The sequence below is a fragment of the Nocardiopsis sp. YSL2 genome, from assembly GCF_030555055.1.
Lineage (GTDB): Bacteria > Actinomycetota > Actinomycetes > Streptosporangiales > Streptosporangiaceae > Nocardiopsis.
Map to the genome: position 1 here is coordinate 4884858 of NZ_JAMOAO010000001.1, position 15346 is coordinate 4900203.

The window sequence follows — 15346 nt, forward strand, 5'->3', positions numbered from 1 at the left end:
TCCTCCCCACACGCTAGGGGGTCGTGGCGAGTTCGACGAGGCGGCGGACCGTGCCCGCGGGGTCGACGATCTGGTGCAGGTGCGCGACGGCCCAGCCGCGTTCGCGCGCCTGGGCGGCGAGGCCGTCATAGGCGGTGCTGAACCACAGGTAGGAGCAGGGGTGGTCGTCCCAGCCGCCGGGGACCGGGATCCTCTGCTCGAAGTAGGACAGCGGCAGGGTGGGCTGTTCTTCGACGACGGCGCGGCGGACCGACGGATCGGGGAACATGGGGGCGGTCTGGGCCTCGTCCCACCAGTCGGTCCAACGCGGCAGTCGGCCGTCCACCGCCATCGACCGGAGGAACTCCAGCGGCCCGGGCGGAGCGGCCGGGGTGTCACCGTGCAGGGCCGGTAGCGCGGCGTCGACGAAGACCGAGCCGGCCACCGGATGGTCGAGGCCCGCGCTGACCGTCGGGAGGAACAGGCCCGCGTTGCTGTGGGCCACCAGCGTGACGGGGCTGTCGGCCGGGACCTGCCAGAGGTCGTCGCGGACGGCCTCGACCACGCGGGGCCAGAACGGCGGTCCACCGGTACCGGTGTGCAGGAGTGACGGGACCCGTACCCGGAATCCCGCCGCCGCCAGGTGTTCGGCCACCGGGCGCCACGTCGAGGGGCCCAGGGACGGACTGTGCACGAGAACGAAGATCGGTTGCATGGGTCGATCCTGTCGTCCCGACCACCGCGGGCGCGACCGACACGGCCGGGGCGGTCGCCCTCGCCGCGGCACGGCGCACAGCCGATCCTGGCATAACGAATTGATCACGGTGACGTGGTTTCGAGGCGCCTTTCCCCAGGGTCGTGGGTCCGCGGCGGCTCGATCGCGGCAAGCCCGGCGGCGTCGGGCCTGTCGCCGCGTTGAACCGTTTTTGTCAACAGTGCTGACTCCCCGTGTTCGCGGGGTGGGTGCCTATGGGGCGAAAGTAAAGGTTCGCGACTGATGTGTTGCCTGCCACATATGTGCGCTTAGGATCCCCAACGTGAAGTTCCGCTAAAGCCCGCCGGTAGGCCGGCTTAACGCCCCCGACCCTCGGGGCGCCCGCGGCTTCGCCCACCAGTTCCGTTCGACGGACCCAGAGCCGACCGCCCACGAGGCGGCCGACGGGTCCCGTGCGGCCCGACCACCGGGCCCGCGGTGCCGCTCTGCCCGTCACACCCGAAAGGTGTGCTCATGCTCAGCGCTGCCGCCGTCCCCCAGGAGGGGGGCATCGGCGAGACCATCGAGACCGCGGTCGACACGGTGTTCAACCCCGTGGCGACCCTGCTCAGCGACGTGGTCTTCGCCCAGGTCACACTCTTCGGCGCCCAGTTCCCGTGGATCGTCGCCTGGCTGATCGCCGCCGGCGTCGTCTTCACCCTCTACCTCGGCTTCCTGCAGTTCCGCCGTCCCCTCACCGCCGTCCGGATCGCCGGGCGCGGCCTGGGCGAGGACGCCCCGGGCGAGGTCACGCACTTCCAGGCGCTCACGGCCGCCGTGTCCGGCACCGTCGGTCTCGGCAACATCGCCGGTGTGGCCATCGCCGTCACCATCGGCGGACCCGGCGCCACGCTCTGGATGGTCCTGGCCGGCCTGCTGATGATGGCCGTCAAGTTCGCCGAGTGCACCCTGGGCGTGAAGTACCGGGAGATCGGCCCGGAGGGCGCCGTCAGCGGCGGACCCATGAAGTACCTCGCCAAGGGCCTGGCCGAGCGCGGACTGGGCGGGATCGGCAAGGTCCTGTCGTGGATGACCGCCGTGTTCATCCTCATCTTCGCCATCGCGGGCGGGAACATGTTCCAGGCCAACCAGACCCTGGAGCAGCTCCGCTCGGTCACCGGCGGTGAGGCCGGACCGCTCGGCGGGAGCGGCGGCTCCTTCGTCTTCGGCGTGGTCCTGGCCGTGCTCGTCGGTGCCGTGGTCATCGGCGGGATCTCCAGCATCACCAAGGTGACGAGCAAGCTGGTGCCGAGCATGACCATCGTCTACGTTCTCGGCTGCCTGGTCGTCATCGGCGCCAACATCGCCCTGCTGCCCGACGCGTTCGCCCAGATCGTCTCGGGCGCCTTCGCTCCGACCGGCGTCGCGGGCGGTGCCGTCGGCGCCATGGTCATCGGTTTCCAGCGCGCCGCCTTCTCCAACGAGGCGGGCATCGGCTCGTCCCCGATCGCGCTGGCCACCGTCAAGACCAAGTACCCGGCCAGCGCCGGTCTGGTCGCCATGCTCGGCCCGTTCCTGGACACCGTCGTCATCTGCACGATGACCGCGCTGACCATCGTCATCGCCGCCCCGAGCTCCTGGACCGCGGCGCGCGAGGCCGCGGCGTCCGGCGGCGAGCTGCCCGGCGGCGTGAGCCTGACCTCGGACGCCTTCGGCAGCGTCATGCCGTGGTTCCCCTACGTCCTGACCGTCGCCGTCGTGCTGTTCGCCCTGAGCACCGTCATCACCTGGAGCTACTACGGCCTCAAGGGCTGGACGCACATCTTCGGCGCGGGGCGGCGCAGCGAGCGCGTGTACCTGGTCATCTACTGCGCGTTCCTGGTGGTCGGCTCCATGCTGACCCTGGGCGCCGTCCTGAGCATGGCCGACGCCCTGGTCTTCGCCGCGGCGTTCTTCAACATCGTCGGCCTGTACCTGCTGGCCCCGGTGGTGCGCAGGGAGCTCGCACGGCTGCTGGCCCACCTGCGCGGCGAGGACGAGGACAGCGGCAGCGACGAAGCGGACGAGGACGCCGCCCTGAGCCGGTAGCCCCGTCCGCTGCGCGGTCGGCTCCACGGCGCCCGGCCGGGTCGGTCCCGGCCGGGCGCCGCGCGCCCCGCGAGGCGACGCGGCACCCGCCGAACACCCGTCAGACCCCGTGGACCTCGCGCCGCACGCTCGCGTAGCGCTCGCGGACCCCGGGCACGACCGCGGGCTCCGCGGCCGGCCCGGCCTCGGCGGTGTCCCAGGGCGGCGGCTCCTCCGAGCCCGCCAGGGCCCAGGCCGCCTGGCGGGCGGCGCCGATCGCGACGTACTCCGCGGCGGGGGGCGCCACCACCGGCGCGCCCAGGACCGTCGGCGCGATGGCGCGCACCGCCGCCGAGCGGGCGCCCCCGCCCAGCAGGAGCACCCGCCGGACCGGCACCCCGGTGTCGGTCAGTGCGGTCACACCGTCGGCCAGGCCGCACAGCATGCCCTCCACCGCCGCGCGGGCGATGTTCTCCGGCCGCATGTTCGAGCGGCGCAGGCCGTGCAGCGAACCGGCGGCGTCGGGCAGCACCGGCGTGCGCTCGCCGTCCAGGTAGGGCAGCAGGACGACGCCCTCGGCGCCCGGCTCGGCGGCCATCGCCAGCGTGTCGAGTCCGGCCAGGTCCACGCCGAGCATCGCGGCGGTGGCGGTCAGCACCCGCGCGGCGTTGAGCGTGCAGGCCAGCGGCAGGAACCGGCCGGTGGCGTCGGCGAAGCCGGACACCGCGCCGCTCTGGTCCCGCGTGGCCTGGTCGTTGACCGCGAACACCGTGCCGCTGGTGCCCAGCGACACCGCCGCGTCGCCCGCCCGCAGCCCCAGGCCCAGGGCCGCGCCCATGTTGTCGCCCGTCCCCGGCGCGATGAGCGCTCCGGAGGGGGTGTGCCCGACCACCTCGGCGGGTCCGGCCACGCGCGGTACGTCGATCTCGCGCCCGAAGGCCCGGACCAGCAGGTCGGTGCGGTAGGCGCCCTCCGGTGGCGACCAGTAGCCGGTGCCCGAGGCGTCGCCCCGGTCGGTGGTCGGCTCGCCCCGGCCGCCCAGGCGCCAGGTGAGCCAGTCATGGGGGAGCATCACCCCGGCCACCCGCGCGGCGGCCTCCGGTTCGTGCTCGGCCAGCCACCGCAGCTTGGTCACCGTGAAGCTCGCGACGGGAACGCTCCCAATGGCGTCGGACCAGGCCTTGGGCCCGCCGAGCTCGGCGACCAGGTCGTCGGCGGCCGCGGCCGAACGGGAGTCGTTCCACAGCAGGGCGGGGCGGACGACCTCGCCGTCGCCGTCCACGGTGACCATGCCGTGCTGCTGGCCGGCGACGGCCACGGCCGCGACTCCGTCGAGCAGTCCGTCGGAGGCGTCGGTCAGTGCCGACCACCACTCGCCGGGGTGGATCTCTGTTCCGTCGGGGTGCGGTGCGCGGGCCTCGCGCACCACCGCTCCGCTGTCGGTGTCGCAGACCACGACCTTGCAGGACTGGGTCGAACTGTCGATTCCGGCGACCAGGGCCATTTCCGCTCCGGTGGGTGAGGGGTGAACAGTGGACGGTGGGCGCTCACGCGCCCCCGGGTTCCAGCAGCACGCGCGCGGTGGCGACGTCGGTGACCAGCGAGCCGACCACGCCGGTGCGCAGGACGGCGCGGATCGCCTCGGCCTTGCCCGTGCCGCCTGCGACGGCGACGACCTCTGGAACCGCGCGCAACTGTTCCAGAGTGATGGCCACGACGCGCTCGGACAACCCCGGGGCCGTGGGAGCGCCCTGGGCGTCCACCGTCCGCGCGCACACCTCGGCCCGCACGCCCTGCTCCTCCAGCCGTGCCCCCTCCTCCAGGGGGAGGGCGTCGCGGACCAGCGAACGAGTGGGAGTCCAGGCGCCGATCGCCACGACGGCCTTGGACAGGTGCCCGTAGCGCTGCATGGCGTCGGCGACCTGGGGCTGGGCGCGCAGCGCGCGGGTGGTGGCGGCGTCGGAGACCACGAGCGGGGCGTAGATGGGAAAGGCCGGGCCGCGGGCCAGGCTGGCGACGCGGCGGACCAGTTCCACCGAGTTCTCCTCCACCCCGCCGGGCAGGACACCGGTGAGCTGGACGACCGTGCAGCGCGGCAGTTCGCCCAGTGCCAGGGTCATCTCGTTGAGCGTGCGCGAGCAGGCCAGGCCGAGGGTGTCGCCCTCCTCCAGGATCTCGGTGAGGTACTCCGCGGCGATCCGGCCGATGCTCCGCCGGACGGTCTCGTCGTCGCCGGCCTGGTCGACCACGACCGCCTCATGCAGACCGAAGGCGGTGCGGAGCTCGTGGGAGAGGGCGGCGTCGATCTCGGTGGGGGCGGAGATCTCGATGCGCACGATCCCGGCCTCGCGGGCCTCGTCCAGGATGCGCGCCACCTTGAACCGGCTGATGCCGAAGTCGTCGGCGATGCGGACCTTGGACTCGCCTTCGAGGTAGTACCGCCGCGCGATCGCCGTCGCGCGGATGAGTTCCGCTGGTCGGAACGTCGGCCGGGTGGCCATCCACACCTCCTCGGTTCTGCTCAGATGAGCACTTCTCCGCTCATTATGGCAGCTGACCTTGACGGGTGACACCCCTCACAACTTAAATGAGCCGCACGTCGCTCGAATGATCCTTCAAGTGCTCATATGAGCATCCGGCGGTCGGCGACGGCCGCCGTACCCCTCGGGAGGAAGACATGTCCACACGCACGCCACCGCGGGGCCTGCCCCTCACGGCCGCCGCCACCGGTCTCGTCCTGATGGCCACCGCCTGCGCCGGAGCGGGTGGGCAGGCCCCCGGAGGCGGGGAGCGCGTGGTGACCGTCGCCACGGTCGCCAACCCGCAGATGGAGGACATCGAGTCCCTGATCGGCGAGTTCAACGACCAGCACGACGACATCACCGTCGAGTTCGTCGTCCTGCCGGAGAACCAGCTGCGCGACCGCGTCACCCAGGACATCGCCACCCAGAGCGGGCAGTACGACGTCGTCACGGTCGGTACCTACGAGGTGCCCATCTGGGCGGAGAACGGCTGGCTGCTCGGCCTGGACGAGTACGCCGCCGACCCCGAGTACGACATCGACGACATCATCCCCACCGTCCGCTCGGCCCTGTCCTACGACGACCAGATGTACGGGGCGCCCTTCTACGGGGAGTCCTCCTTCCTCATGTACCGGACGGACCTGTTCGAGGAAGCGGGCCTGGAGATGCCCGACCAGCCGACCTGGGAGGAGGTCGCCGGGTTCGCCGCCGAGCTCGACGACTCCGACACCGCGGGGATCTGCCTGCGCGGTGTGCCCGGCTGGGGCGAGCTGCTCGCACCGCTCAACACGGTGATCCTCACCCACGGCGGCCAGTGGTACGACGAGGAGTGGAACGCCCACCTCGACTCGCCCGAGGTCCAGGAGGCCGTCCAGACCTACGTCGACCTCGTGCGCGACCACGGCCAGGCCGGAGCGCCCAACGCGGGCTTCACCGAGTGCCTGACCACCATGGCCCAGGGCGACGCCGCCATGTTCTACGACTCCACCGTCGCGGCCGGCAACCTGGAGGACCCCGAGTCCAGCAGCGTGGTCGGCGACATCGGCTACGTCGCCGCCCCGACGGCCGAGACCGACCACGCCGGCTGGCTGTGGGCGTGGGCGCTGTCGGTCCCCAGCACCTCCACCGACCCCGACGCCGCCTGGGAGTTCGTCTCCTGGGCCACCTCCAAGGAGTACCACCGCCTGGTCGGCGAGGAGCTGGGCTGGGAGCGCGTCCCCCCGGGCGCGCGCGTGTCCACCTACGACATCCCCGAGTACCGGGAGGCCGCCGCGGCCTTCGCCGGGCCCACCTTCGAGGCGATCGAGAACGTCGACGTGGAGCAGCCCGGCCTGCACCCGCAGCCGTGGACCGGGGTCCAGTACGTGGCGATCCCCGAGTTCCAGGACCTGGGCACCCGGGTCTCCCAGGAGATCTCCGCGGCCATCGCCGGCCAGCAGAGCGTCGAGGAGGCGCTGGCCACGTCACAGGAGTACGCCCAGGAGACCGCCGAGTCCGGCGGCTACCGGGACTGAGCCGCCGATGCCCGAACCGACCTGCGAGGACCGACCATGACCGCTCAGACCACGCCGGACACGGCACGGGGAGGGCCCGCCCCGCGGGAGCTCACCCGGGGCGAGCGCTGGGGACGGCGCGGCCCGCTCCTGCCCGGGCTGCTCTTCGTCATCGCGCTGACCCAGATCCCGTTCCTGTTCACCGTCTACTACAGCTTCCAGGACTCGAACCTCCTGCGGCCCGAGTCCGGCGGCTTCACCGGACTGGCCAACTACGGCGCGGTCCTGGGCGACCCGCTCTTCCGCAACGCCGTCCTCAACACCGTCCTGCTCACCGCCGGCGCCGTCCTGCTCTCCCTCGTCCTGGGGCTGGGGCTGGCACTGCTGCTCGACCGGGCCTTCCTCGGCCGCGGCGTCGTGCGGACCCTGATGATCACGCCGTTCCTGGTCATGCCGGTCGCCGCCGCGCTGCTGTGGAAGACCTCGATGTACCACCCGGTGTACGGCCTGCTCAACTGGGTGATCTCACCGTTCGGCGTGCGCGTGGACTGGGTGAACGACTTCCCGCTGCTGTCGATCGTCCTCGTGCTGGCCTGGCAGTGGACGCCGTTCATGATGCTCATCCTGCTCGCGGGGCTGCAGAGCCAGCCGCCGGAGGTGCTGGAGGCGGCGCGCGTGGACGGCGCCGGGCCGCTGGAGACCTTCCGCAGCATCACGTTCCCGCACCTGCGCCGCTTCCTGGAGCTGGCGCTGCTGCTCGGCACGATCTACATCGTCCAGACCTTTGACGCGATCTACATGATCACGCAGGGCGGGCCGGGGCAGGCGACCACCAACCTGCCCTACTTCATCTATCTCCAGGCCTTCCGTGCCTTCGAGGTGGGCGAGGCCGCGGCCGCCGGGGTCGTCGTGGTCGCCGCCACCCTCGTCATCGCCATGTTCGCGCTGCGCGTGGTCTCCAGCCTGTTCGAGGAGGAGTCGTGACGACCGTGACCGACGTGGGCGCGAGGCGCCCCGACCACGGACAGGAGCCGGTCCGGCCGCGCGCTCCGCGATCGCGCCGCCGGCGCCGGATCGGGCCCGGCTTCGGCCTCGGCCTGCTGGCGTGGGTGGTGGGCGTGCTGTTCTTCTTCCCCGTGCTGTGGATGTTCCTGACCGGCTTCAAACAGGAGTCGCAGGCCTCCACCGACCCGCCCACCTTCTGGTTCGAGCCGACCCTGGACCAGTACGCGGCCGTGCTCGGCCGCGACTTCGTCCCCTACCTGCTCAACTCGCTACAGGCCTCCGTGCTGTCCACGGCGCTGGCCATCGTGCTGGCGGTGCCCGCCGCCTACGCGCTCTCGCTCGTGCGCATCCCCAAGTGGCGCGACTCGCTGTTCTTCTTCCTGTCCACCAAGCTGCTGCCGCCGGTGGCGATGATCCTGCCGCTGTACGTCATCGCCCGCAACCTCGGTGCCCTGGACGACGTGCGGACCCTGACGCTGGTCTACACCGCGATGAACATGCCCATCGCGGTGTGGATGATCCGGTCCTTCCTGGTCGAGCTGCCCGAGGAGGTCCTGGAGGCCGCCCGCATGGACGGCGCCGGCCGGATCCGGGAGATGCGCAGCGTCATCCTGCCGATGATCGCGCCCGGACTGGCCGCGACCGCTCTGATCTGCTTCATCTTCGCCTGGAACGAGTTCTTCTTCGCGGTCAACCTCACCGCCTCCCAGGCCTCGACCGTGCCCGTGTTCCTCGTCGGCTTCATCAGCGGCGAGGGGCTGTTCTGGGCCCGGCTCTCGGCCGCCTCCACCATGGCGGCCCTGCCCGTGATCATCGCCGGATGGGCAGCCCAACGCTGGCTGGTCCGCGGCCTCTCCCTAGGAGCCATCAAGTAATGCGCGCACTCGTCGTCAACGAACCGGGACAGTACTCCGTCGAGCGGGTGGAGGACCCCGCACCCGGCCCCAGGGAGGTGGTGGTGGCACCGTCCGCGGTCGGGGTGTGCGGCACCGACCTGCACATCCTCGACGGGGAGTTCGCTCCCACCCCCTACCCGATCATCCCCGGCCACGAGTTCGCCGGGACGGTGGTCGCCGTCGGCTCGGAGGTCACCGGGCTCGCCGTGGACGACCGTGTCGCGGTCGACCCGTCCCTGTTCTGCGGGGAGTGCGCCAAGTGCGCGGTGGGCCGCGGCAACCTGTGCGCGAGCTGGAACGCCATCGGCGTCACCACGCCCGGCGCGGCGGCCGAGTTCGCCGTGGCGCCCGCGGCCTCCTGCCACCGGATACCCGACACGATGCCCTTCGCCCACGGGGCCCTGGTGGAACCGCTCTCGTGCGCGGTGCACGGCTTCGACCTGCTCCCGGGGCGGGTGGGGGAGCACTACCTGGTCTACGGCGCCGGGACGATGGGGCTGCTCATGGCCCAGCTGGCGCGCTCGGCCGGCGCGGCCAGCGTGTCCGTCGTCGACCCCAACACCGACCGGCTGGCCGTCGCCGAACGCCTGGCCGCCGACGCCGTGGCACCCGGAGCGGACGCGCTCGACCGCACGGACTGGGAGGTCGTCGTGGACTGCACGGGCGTGGTCGACGCCATCGAGGACGGGCTCACCCGGGTCGCCAGGGGCGGCACGTTCCAGGTCTTCGGGGTCGCTCCGGCCGAGGCCACGGCCACGTTCTCGCCGTTCCGCGTCTACAACGACGAGGTCACCGTCGTCGGCAGCATGGCGGTCCTGCACAGCTACGGGCGGGCGGTGGACCTGATGGCCAAGGGCGCGGTCGACGCCGACGCCATGGTCACCGACACCTTCGCCCTGGCCGACTACGGCGCGGCCATCGACGCCTTCCGCGCCGGCCGGGGCCGCAAGCTGCAGGTCGACCCCCAGAAGTAGTCCGCACCGGGCGGCGGAGCGCGACCGCTCCGCCGCCCTGACCACGGGTGACCCAGATCACTGGTCCGGTTGCACGGGGTGGGAGTGTCCAGCTTCCACAAAACCTACTTCTTAAGTAGAGTTTGCCTGAAATCGTCGACCAGCGAGGTGAGTGCCCACATGAGCGTGCGAACGCCCGTCCTCGCCGCGGCGGCCCTGGCAGTGAGCCTGGCCGCCGCCGGGTGCGGGGCCTTCGGCGGCCCGGACGACGGCGACGACCTCACCGTGGGGTACCTGACCAACATCACCCACGCCCCGGCCCTGGTCGCCGACCACGACGGCGCCTACGCCGACGCGCTCGGCCAGGACGCCCGGGTCGCCATCCAGACCTTCAACGCCGGCCCCGACCTGGTCAACGCGCTCTTCTCCGGAGAGGTCGACGCCGCCTTCATCGGCCCCAACCCCACCATCAACGGGTGGGCGCAGTCAGACGGTGCCGCGCTTCGGGTCGTCGCCGGCTCCACCTCCGGCGGGGCGGGCCTGGTCGTGCGTCCCGGCATCGACGACGTCGACGACCTGGTCGGAACCACCCTGTCCACGCCCCAGCTCGGCAACACCCAGGACGTGGCACTGCGCTACTTCGCCGCCGGCCGGGGCTGGGAGTTCGACACCGCCGGCGGCGGCGACCTGTCCATCATCCCCCAGCAGAACGCGGAGATCGTGGACGCCTTCGCCCTGGGGGAGATCGACGGCGCCTTCCTCCCCGAACCCCACCTGAGCCGGCTCCTGCGGGAACACGACGGCCGCCTCCTGGTGGACGAGGCCGACCTGTGGCCCGAGACCGATGGTGCGTTCGTCACCGCCAACCTCGTCGTCGGCGCCGACTACCTCGACGCCCACCCCGACCGGGTCGAGCGCCTCCTGCGCGCGCACCTGGACACCGTCGACCGGATGAACGCCGATCCGGACCGTGCCCGGCGCGCCGCCGCCGACCAGCTGGCCGAGGTCACCGGCAGCCGCCTGCCCGACGAGACCGTCGAGTCGGCCTTCGCCCGCCTGGAGTTCACCGTCGACCCCATCGCCCCGTCCCTGACCGCCGGAGCCGAGCACGCCGAGTCCGTCGGCCTGCTCGACCCCGTCGACCTGGACGGCCTGTACGCACTCGAACCGCTCAACGACCTGCTCGCGCAGGACGGACGGGACCAGATCACCGGACCCCAGGAGGACAAGTGAGCGTCACGACCGAGAGCCCGGCCAGGACGCGCGCCGCCGCCATCGAGATCGACCGGATCACGAAGGTGTTCGGGCGCGGCCCCGGAGCGCTGACCGCCATCGACGGCATGTCCGTCTCCGTGCGGCCTCGCGAGTTCGTCGCGATCGTCGGAGCCTCCGGCTGTGGCAAGAGCACACTGCTCTCCCTCGTCGCGGGCCTGGAGGAACCCACCGTCGGGACCGTGGACGTGGGCGGTCACCGGGTGGCCATGATGTTCCAGGAGGCGTCCCTCTTCCCCTGGCTGACCATCGGCGGCAACATCGAGGTGCCCATGAAGGTCAACGGGGTGCCCAGGGCCGAGCGCAGACGGCGGGTGGCCGAACTCCTGGACCTGGTCCGGCTGAGCGGCTTCGCGCACAAGCGCCCGCACCAGCTCTCGGGCGGCATGCGCCAGCGCGTCGCCCTGGCCCGTGCCCTGGCCCAGGACGCCGACGTCCTGCTCATGGACGAGCCCTTCGGCGCGCTCGACGCGATGACCCGCGACATCCTGCACGACGAGGTCGAGCGGATCTGGCGGGAGAGGTCCCTGACCATCCTGTTCGTCACGCACAACGTGCGCGAGGCCGTGCGGCTCGGCGACCGGGTCATCCTGCTCTCCAGCCGCCCGGGCCGCGTCATCGAGGAGTTCGAGGTGAGCGGGCGGCGGCCCCGGCGGATCGACTCCGCCGAGATCGCCGCCCAGGCCGCCGAGATCACCGACCGGCTGCGGGTGGAGGTGTCGCGCCATGCCGGGTGACTCCTCCGTGCGCGACCGCCAGATCCAGGGCCTGGACGCCCTGGAGATGAAGCCCGGCGAGGGCCAGCGCGCCGACGCCCTGGTGCGTGCGCGCACCCTGTGGGCGGCCACGTGGCCCAAACTGGTGGCCGTGGCCATCGTGCTGGCGGCCTGGCAGGCCGTGGTGTGGAGCGGGTGGCGGCCGGTCTACGTGCTGCCCGGTCCCGACCAGGTCCTGCCCCGCATCGCCCAGGAGGTCACCTCGCCGGGGTTCTGGGAGGCGGTCGCGGTCACCATGCGCAGGGCCTTCGCGGGCTTCGCGCTGGCACTGGTGGTCGGTGTGCTCCTGGGGCTGGCGGTCTCGCAGCTCAAGCCGTTGCGCGTGGCCATCGGATCGCTCATCTCCGGCCTGCAGACCATGCCGTCGATCGTGTGGTTTCCGTTCGCGATGCTGCTCTACGGCATCAGCGAGTCGGCGATCATGTTCGTCATCATCCTGGGCGCGGCGCCTTCCATCGCCGGCGGGCTCATCTCCGGGATCGACTACGTGCCCCGACAGCTCATGCGTGCGGGGCAGGCCATGGGCCTGCGCGGGGTCCAGCGCTACACGCTGCTCATCGTCCCGGCCGCGCTGCCCATGTTCGTCACCGGGCTCAAACAGGGCTGGGCCTTCGCCTGGCGCTCCCTCATGGCCGGGGAGCTGCTGGTCATCATCAACCAGCAGAACTCCATCGGCTGGGCGCTCAGCCAGGCCCGCCAGCTCAACGACGCCGAGCAACTGCTGAGCTACGTCGTCATCGTGCTGTTCATCGGCATCGTCATCGACGTGTTCTTCACCTGGGCCGACCGCTCGATCCGCGCCCGGTGGGGCGTCACGGCCTCCTGACGTGCGGCCGCCGCCGCGCGATGCGCGCGGCGGCGGCCCCCTTGGCGGACCCACCGCGGTCACCCCAGGGGGTGTCGCGAGGGGCGCGCCGGTGTTCTGCGGGAGGAGACGGGGCCGCCAGCGAGCTTGCGAGCCAGGCGAGTCGACGACGAAGAACGCCGGCCTTCCGGCGCCCCGACCACGGGCCGAAGCAGGAAGCACTGCGCCGAAGGTGGCCGTTGAGGGTGGTGGCGGGCGACGGCGTGGGCACGAGCGGAGGCCCCAGGAAGACGCTGACTGACTGTCAGTCCTCCTCGGCCCCGGTCTCGGGGTACAGCCCGGCGGAGCGGATCCCCGCGACGAGGCTCAGTTCGTCGTTGAGGGAGGTGTCGCCGGTCGCGCCCGCCGCCCCCACCAGGGTTCCCTCGGCGTCCCGGATGAAGACACCGCCGGGCACGGCGACGACGCGCCCCTGGGCCAGGGCCGCCACGGAGGTGAAGAACTCCGGCGACTGTTCCGCCCGGGCGGCGATCGCCCGGGCGGACATGCCGAGCCCGAGCACGCCCCAGGCCTTGGCCACGGCCAGGTCGGGTCGGAGCAGTCCCGATCCGTCCTGGCGGGCCAGGGCCACCTGGACCCCGCCGGGGTCCAGCACGGCGACGGTGAGCGGTCGGAGGTCGTGGGCTTCCGCGTACTTCAGAGCGCCGTCGATCAGCGCCCGCGCCTGATCCAGAGTGATGGCTGCCAAGCATGCCCCTTCGGTCGGCGTTGTGATGGTCACCACATGAAGGTAGGTCACGCACAACCGGCCGGATAGACCGGCATCCTCCGGATTCATGGTCCTTTCTCAGTAGGAATTCGGCAGTTCGTCCAGCCGGACTCCCGTGACGAAGGCGACCGCGTCGACGCCGTCGAGGCCGGAGAGCGGAATGTACCGGTAGTCCGCGGACGCGGCCGGCGGCAGGTCGCGCAGGTCGCCCAACCGCTCCACCGGGAACAGCGCCCGGTCCCGCGTGGCGTCCGCCAACGCGGCCTGGAGGCTCGGTTCACCGGAGGCCACCGTGTCGGAGTCGGTGCCGATGACCGCGTAGCCGTCCCCGATCAACGACGCCGCGACGGCACCGGCGCTCCACCAGTGCTGGTCCGTCCCGCCGAAGTCCACGGTCGAACGGCAGCGCCGCAGGTGGGTGTTGTGCGCGGAGACCAGGCACGGAGCCCCGGTCCGGGCGACCGCCAGGAGGTGGTCCGCCATCATCGCGTCCCGCAGACCGAGCATCCGGGCCACCCGGTCGGGGGCGTCCGAGGCCATGGCCGCGTGGTAGCGCAGCAGCCCCCGCCCCGTCCGGGCGAACAGGAGCGCGCGTTCGTACCCCTCGTCGGAGTCGGCCCGCCGCAGGCCCGGGGCCTCGGACTCGAAGACGCCCATCATGTCGTCGGCCGCCACGCGCAGGGCGCGGGCCTCGGCGCCGCCGCCGACGGAGGCCGAGGGGTCCATCATCGCCGCCGGGTTCTCCCAGGCGGCGTCGTCGATGTCCGCGAGCCCCTCGAACGGAACACGGCCGAGGTGCTCGCCCAGGTACGCGCTCGCCGCCTCCAGGGCCGCTCGCGGGCTCGCCGCACCCGAGATCTCCAGCGGTGAGTCCACACCGTGGAACCTGACCCGCTCGCCGGGTTCGCGCTCCTCGTTGTACTCGCGCATCCACGCCACCAGTGCGCGGTTGCCCGCGAAGGCACCGAACCCGTGGCTGAGGGCCGTGCCGAGGTCGAGACCGTCCGTCCGGCCGGTGACGTGGTCGTCGACGGTCGCCGCGGTCAGGCAGTCGGTCTCCAGCGCGAAGGAACGGAAGCCCCGGTGCTCCACCAGGTGGGCGAACACCTCGTTGCGCAACAGCAGGAACTTCTCCACGCCGTGCGTCGGTTCGCCCATCCCCAGCACCAGGGGGGTGCGCCCCCACGTGTCCAGGAGTCGCCCCACCGCGGGGCCCGGATCGGCGCGCAGGCCGTAGTCGGACAGGGACATCACAGATCCTCACCTCGAAGCGATCGACCACCTTCGACCGTATCCTTGAACACTCGGTTGAGACTTTGACGCCGAAGAAGCGCTCTCAGGCCGAGAAAGCCTCAAAGGAAGGGTTCATGCGACCGATCGACCTCGCCCGTGAGCACGGGCTCTCCGCCCAGGCGGTGCGCAACTACGAGGACGAGGGGATCCTGCCGTCCGCCGAACGCAGTCCCAGCGGGTACCGCCGCTACACGGCCCTCCACGCGCAGGCCCTGCGCGCCTTCCTCGCCCTGCGCGCCGGATTCGGTCACGCGACGGCGGTGCGGGTGATGCGGGCCGCCGGCCGCGACGACGAGGCGGCCCTGTTCCGCCTGGTCGACCAGGCGCACGCCGACCTCCTGCAGGAGCGCCGGACGCTCGACGAGGTCACCGCGGCGCTCGGCGACCTGACCGCCGACCCGGAGCCGCGCGCGGGCGGTGTGACCGTCGGAGCGCTCGCCCACCGGCTCCGGATGCACCCCGCCTCGCTGCGCAAGTGGGAGCGGGCCGGGATCCTGCGGCCCGAGCGCGACCCGGCCACGGGGTACCGCCTCTACACGCCGGACGCGGTCCGCGACGCCCACGCGGCCGCGCAGCTGCGGCGCGGCGGCCACGGGCTGGCCCAGATCGCCGACTTCGTGGCACGGCTCCGCTCCGCCGGCGGCCCCGAGGCCCTCGACGACCTCCTGCGGCAGTGGCGCGAGCGCATCTCCCGGCGGAGCCGGGCCATGCTCGCGGCGGGCCGTCCCCTCGACGACTACCTGACTCTGCTCGCGCGCTCCCGGCCCGGGCCGTTCCCGGGCCCCTGAACACGGTGGGCCCCGGCGCGCGGGAGCCGTCGTC

The 15346-nt window shown here is 72.2% G+C and carries 14 protein-coding genes; 9 read left to right on the top strand and 5 right to left on the bottom strand.

Translation table 11 applies throughout. The annotated features are described in order from the left end of the window. Window positions 1-13 precede the first annotated feature (13 nt). The gene (locus M1P99_RS21520; RefSeq protein ID WP_304454389.1) at window positions 14-694 is read right to left on the bottom strand and encodes an alpha/beta hydrolase; all 681 of its coding nucleotides are present in this window, start codon (window positions 692-694) and stop codon (window positions 14-16) included. Between the two features lie 513 nt (window positions 695-1207). Here M1P99_RS21520 and M1P99_RS21525 point away from each other — a divergent pair. After that, window positions 1208-2761 carry a sodium:alanine symporter family protein gene (locus tag M1P99_RS21525; RefSeq protein ID WP_304454390.1) on the top strand — a complete coding sequence of 518 codons (1554 nt, stop codon included), beginning with the start codon at window positions 1208-1210 and terminating at the stop codon, window positions 2759-2761. Window positions 2762-2861: 100 nt separating this feature from the next. Here the strand turns inward: M1P99_RS21525 and xylB are convergent, their stop codons facing one another. Both xylB and M1P99_RS21535 read right to left on the bottom strand, forming a co-directional pair. Beyond that, the gene (xylB, locus tag M1P99_RS21530; RefSeq protein ID WP_304454391.1) at window positions 2862-4244 is read right to left on the bottom strand and encodes a xylulokinase; all 1383 of its coding nucleotides are present in this window, start codon (window positions 4242-4244) and stop codon (window positions 2862-2864) included. 43 nt (window positions 4245-4287) lie between these two features. Continuing rightward, a complete protein-coding gene (locus M1P99_RS21535) occupies window positions 4288-5241 on the bottom strand; it encodes a sugar-binding transcriptional regulator (RefSeq protein WP_304454392.1) in 954 nt (317 codons plus the stop codon). A gap of 176 nt (window positions 5242-5417) precedes the next feature. On the opposite strand from M1P99_RS21535, the gene M1P99_RS21540 reads away from it, so the two are divergent. The 7 genes from M1P99_RS21540 (at window position 5418) to M1P99_RS21570 (ending at window position 12483) form a co-directional block, all read left to right on the top strand. Further along, window positions 5418-6776 (top strand): sugar ABC transporter substrate-binding protein, encoded by a 1359-nt coding sequence (locus M1P99_RS21540; RefSeq protein ID WP_304454393.1) that lies wholly within the window; start codon window positions 5418-5420, stop codon window positions 6774-6776. A gap of 36 nt (window positions 6777-6812) precedes the next feature. Beyond that, window positions 6813-7739, top strand: coding sequence for a carbohydrate ABC transporter permease (locus M1P99_RS21545; protein WP_304454394.1), 927 nt, complete (start codon window positions 6813-6815; stop codon window positions 7737-7739). Between the two features lie 89 nt (window positions 7740-7828). Then, complete coding sequence (locus M1P99_RS21550; RefSeq protein ID WP_304455789.1) at window positions 7829-8635, top strand: carbohydrate ABC transporter permease; 807 nt, start codon at window positions 7829-7831, stop codon at window positions 8633-8635. Continuing rightward, window positions 8635-9630 carry a zinc-dependent alcohol dehydrogenase family protein gene (locus tag M1P99_RS21555; RefSeq protein ID WP_304454395.1) on the top strand — a complete coding sequence of 332 codons (996 nt, stop codon included), beginning with the start codon at window positions 8635-8637 and terminating at the stop codon, window positions 9628-9630. The genes M1P99_RS21550 and M1P99_RS21555 overlap by 1 nt, the downstream gene beginning before the upstream one ends. A 159-nt stretch (window positions 9631-9789) precedes the next feature. Then, window positions 9790-10842, top strand: a complete 1053-nt coding sequence (locus M1P99_RS21560) for an ABC transporter substrate-binding protein (RefSeq protein ID WP_304454396.1) — start codon at window positions 9790-9792, stop codon at window positions 10840-10842. After that, window positions 10839-11618, top strand: a complete 780-nt coding sequence (locus M1P99_RS21565) for an ABC transporter ATP-binding protein (protein WP_304454397.1) — start codon at window positions 10839-10841, stop codon at window positions 11616-11618. The genes M1P99_RS21560 and M1P99_RS21565 overlap by 4 nt, the downstream gene beginning before the upstream one ends. Then, complete coding sequence (locus M1P99_RS21570; protein ID WP_304454398.1) at window positions 11608-12483, top strand: ABC transporter permease; 876 nt, start codon at window positions 11608-11610, stop codon at window positions 12481-12483. Before M1P99_RS21565 ends, M1P99_RS21570 begins: the two co-directional genes overlap by 11 nt. 283 nt (window positions 12484-12766) lie before the next feature. On the opposite strand, the gene M1P99_RS21575 is transcribed toward M1P99_RS21570, so the two are convergent. Together M1P99_RS21575 and M1P99_RS21580 are read right to left on the bottom strand one after the other, a co-directional pair. Further along, complete coding sequence (locus M1P99_RS21575; RefSeq protein ID WP_304454399.1) at window positions 12767-13210, bottom strand: heme-binding protein; 444 nt, start codon at window positions 13208-13210, stop codon at window positions 12767-12769. A 99-nt stretch (window positions 13211-13309) separates the two neighbouring features. Further along, window positions 13310-14482, bottom strand: coding sequence for an erythromycin esterase family protein (locus M1P99_RS21580; protein ID WP_304454400.1), 1173 nt, complete (start codon window positions 14480-14482; stop codon window positions 13310-13312). A 116-nt stretch (window positions 14483-14598) separates the two neighbouring features. On the opposite strand from M1P99_RS21580, the gene M1P99_RS21585 reads away from it, so the two are divergent. After that, window positions 14599-15312 (top strand): MerR family DNA-binding transcriptional regulator, encoded by a 714-nt coding sequence (locus M1P99_RS21585; protein WP_304454401.1) that lies wholly within the window; start codon window positions 14599-14601, stop codon window positions 15310-15312. The last annotated feature ends 34 nt before the right edge of the window (window positions 15313-15346 follow it).

Excerpts from the sequence above, each read along its gene's own strand:
- M1P99_RS21535 (WP_304454392.1), bottom strand. The coding sequence starts at position 5,241 with ATGGCCACCCGGCCGACGTTCCGACCAGCGGAACTCATCCGCGCGACG.
- M1P99_RS21555 (WP_304454395.1), top strand. The coding sequence starts at position 8,635 with ATGCGCGCACTCGTCGTCAACGAACCGGGACAGTACTCCGTCGAGCGG.
- M1P99_RS21585 (WP_304454401.1), top strand. The coding sequence starts at position 14,599 with ATGCGACCGATCGACCTCGCCCGTGAGCACGGGCTCTCCGCCCAGGCG.
- xylB (WP_304454391.1), bottom strand. The coding sequence starts at position 4,244 with ATGGCCCTGGTCGCCGGAATCGACAGTTCGACCCAGTCCTGCAAGGTC.
- M1P99_RS21570 (WP_304454398.1), top strand. The coding sequence starts at position 11,608 with ATGCCGGGTGACTCCTCCGTGCGCGACCGCCAGATCCAGGGCCTGGAC.
- M1P99_RS21525 (WP_304454390.1), top strand. The coding sequence starts at position 1,208 with ATGCTCAGCGCTGCCGCCGTCCCCCAGGAGGGGGGCATCGGCGAGACC.
- M1P99_RS21545 (WP_304454394.1), top strand. The coding sequence starts at position 6,813 with ATGACCGCTCAGACCACGCCGGACACGGCACGGGGAGGGCCCGCCCCG.
- M1P99_RS21520 (WP_304454389.1), bottom strand. The coding sequence starts at position 694 with ATGCAACCGATCTTCGTTCTCGTGCACAGTCCGTCCCTGGGCCCCTCG.
- M1P99_RS21580 (WP_304454400.1), bottom strand. The coding sequence starts at position 14,482 with ATGTCCCTGTCCGACTACGGCCTGCGCGCCGATCCGGGCCCCGCGGTG.
- M1P99_RS21540 (WP_304454393.1), top strand. The coding sequence starts at position 5,418 with ATGTCCACACGCACGCCACCGCGGGGCCTGCCCCTCACGGCCGCCGCC.
- M1P99_RS21560 (WP_304454396.1), top strand. The coding sequence starts at position 9,790 with ATGAGCGTGCGAACGCCCGTCCTCGCCGCGGCGGCCCTGGCAGTGAGC.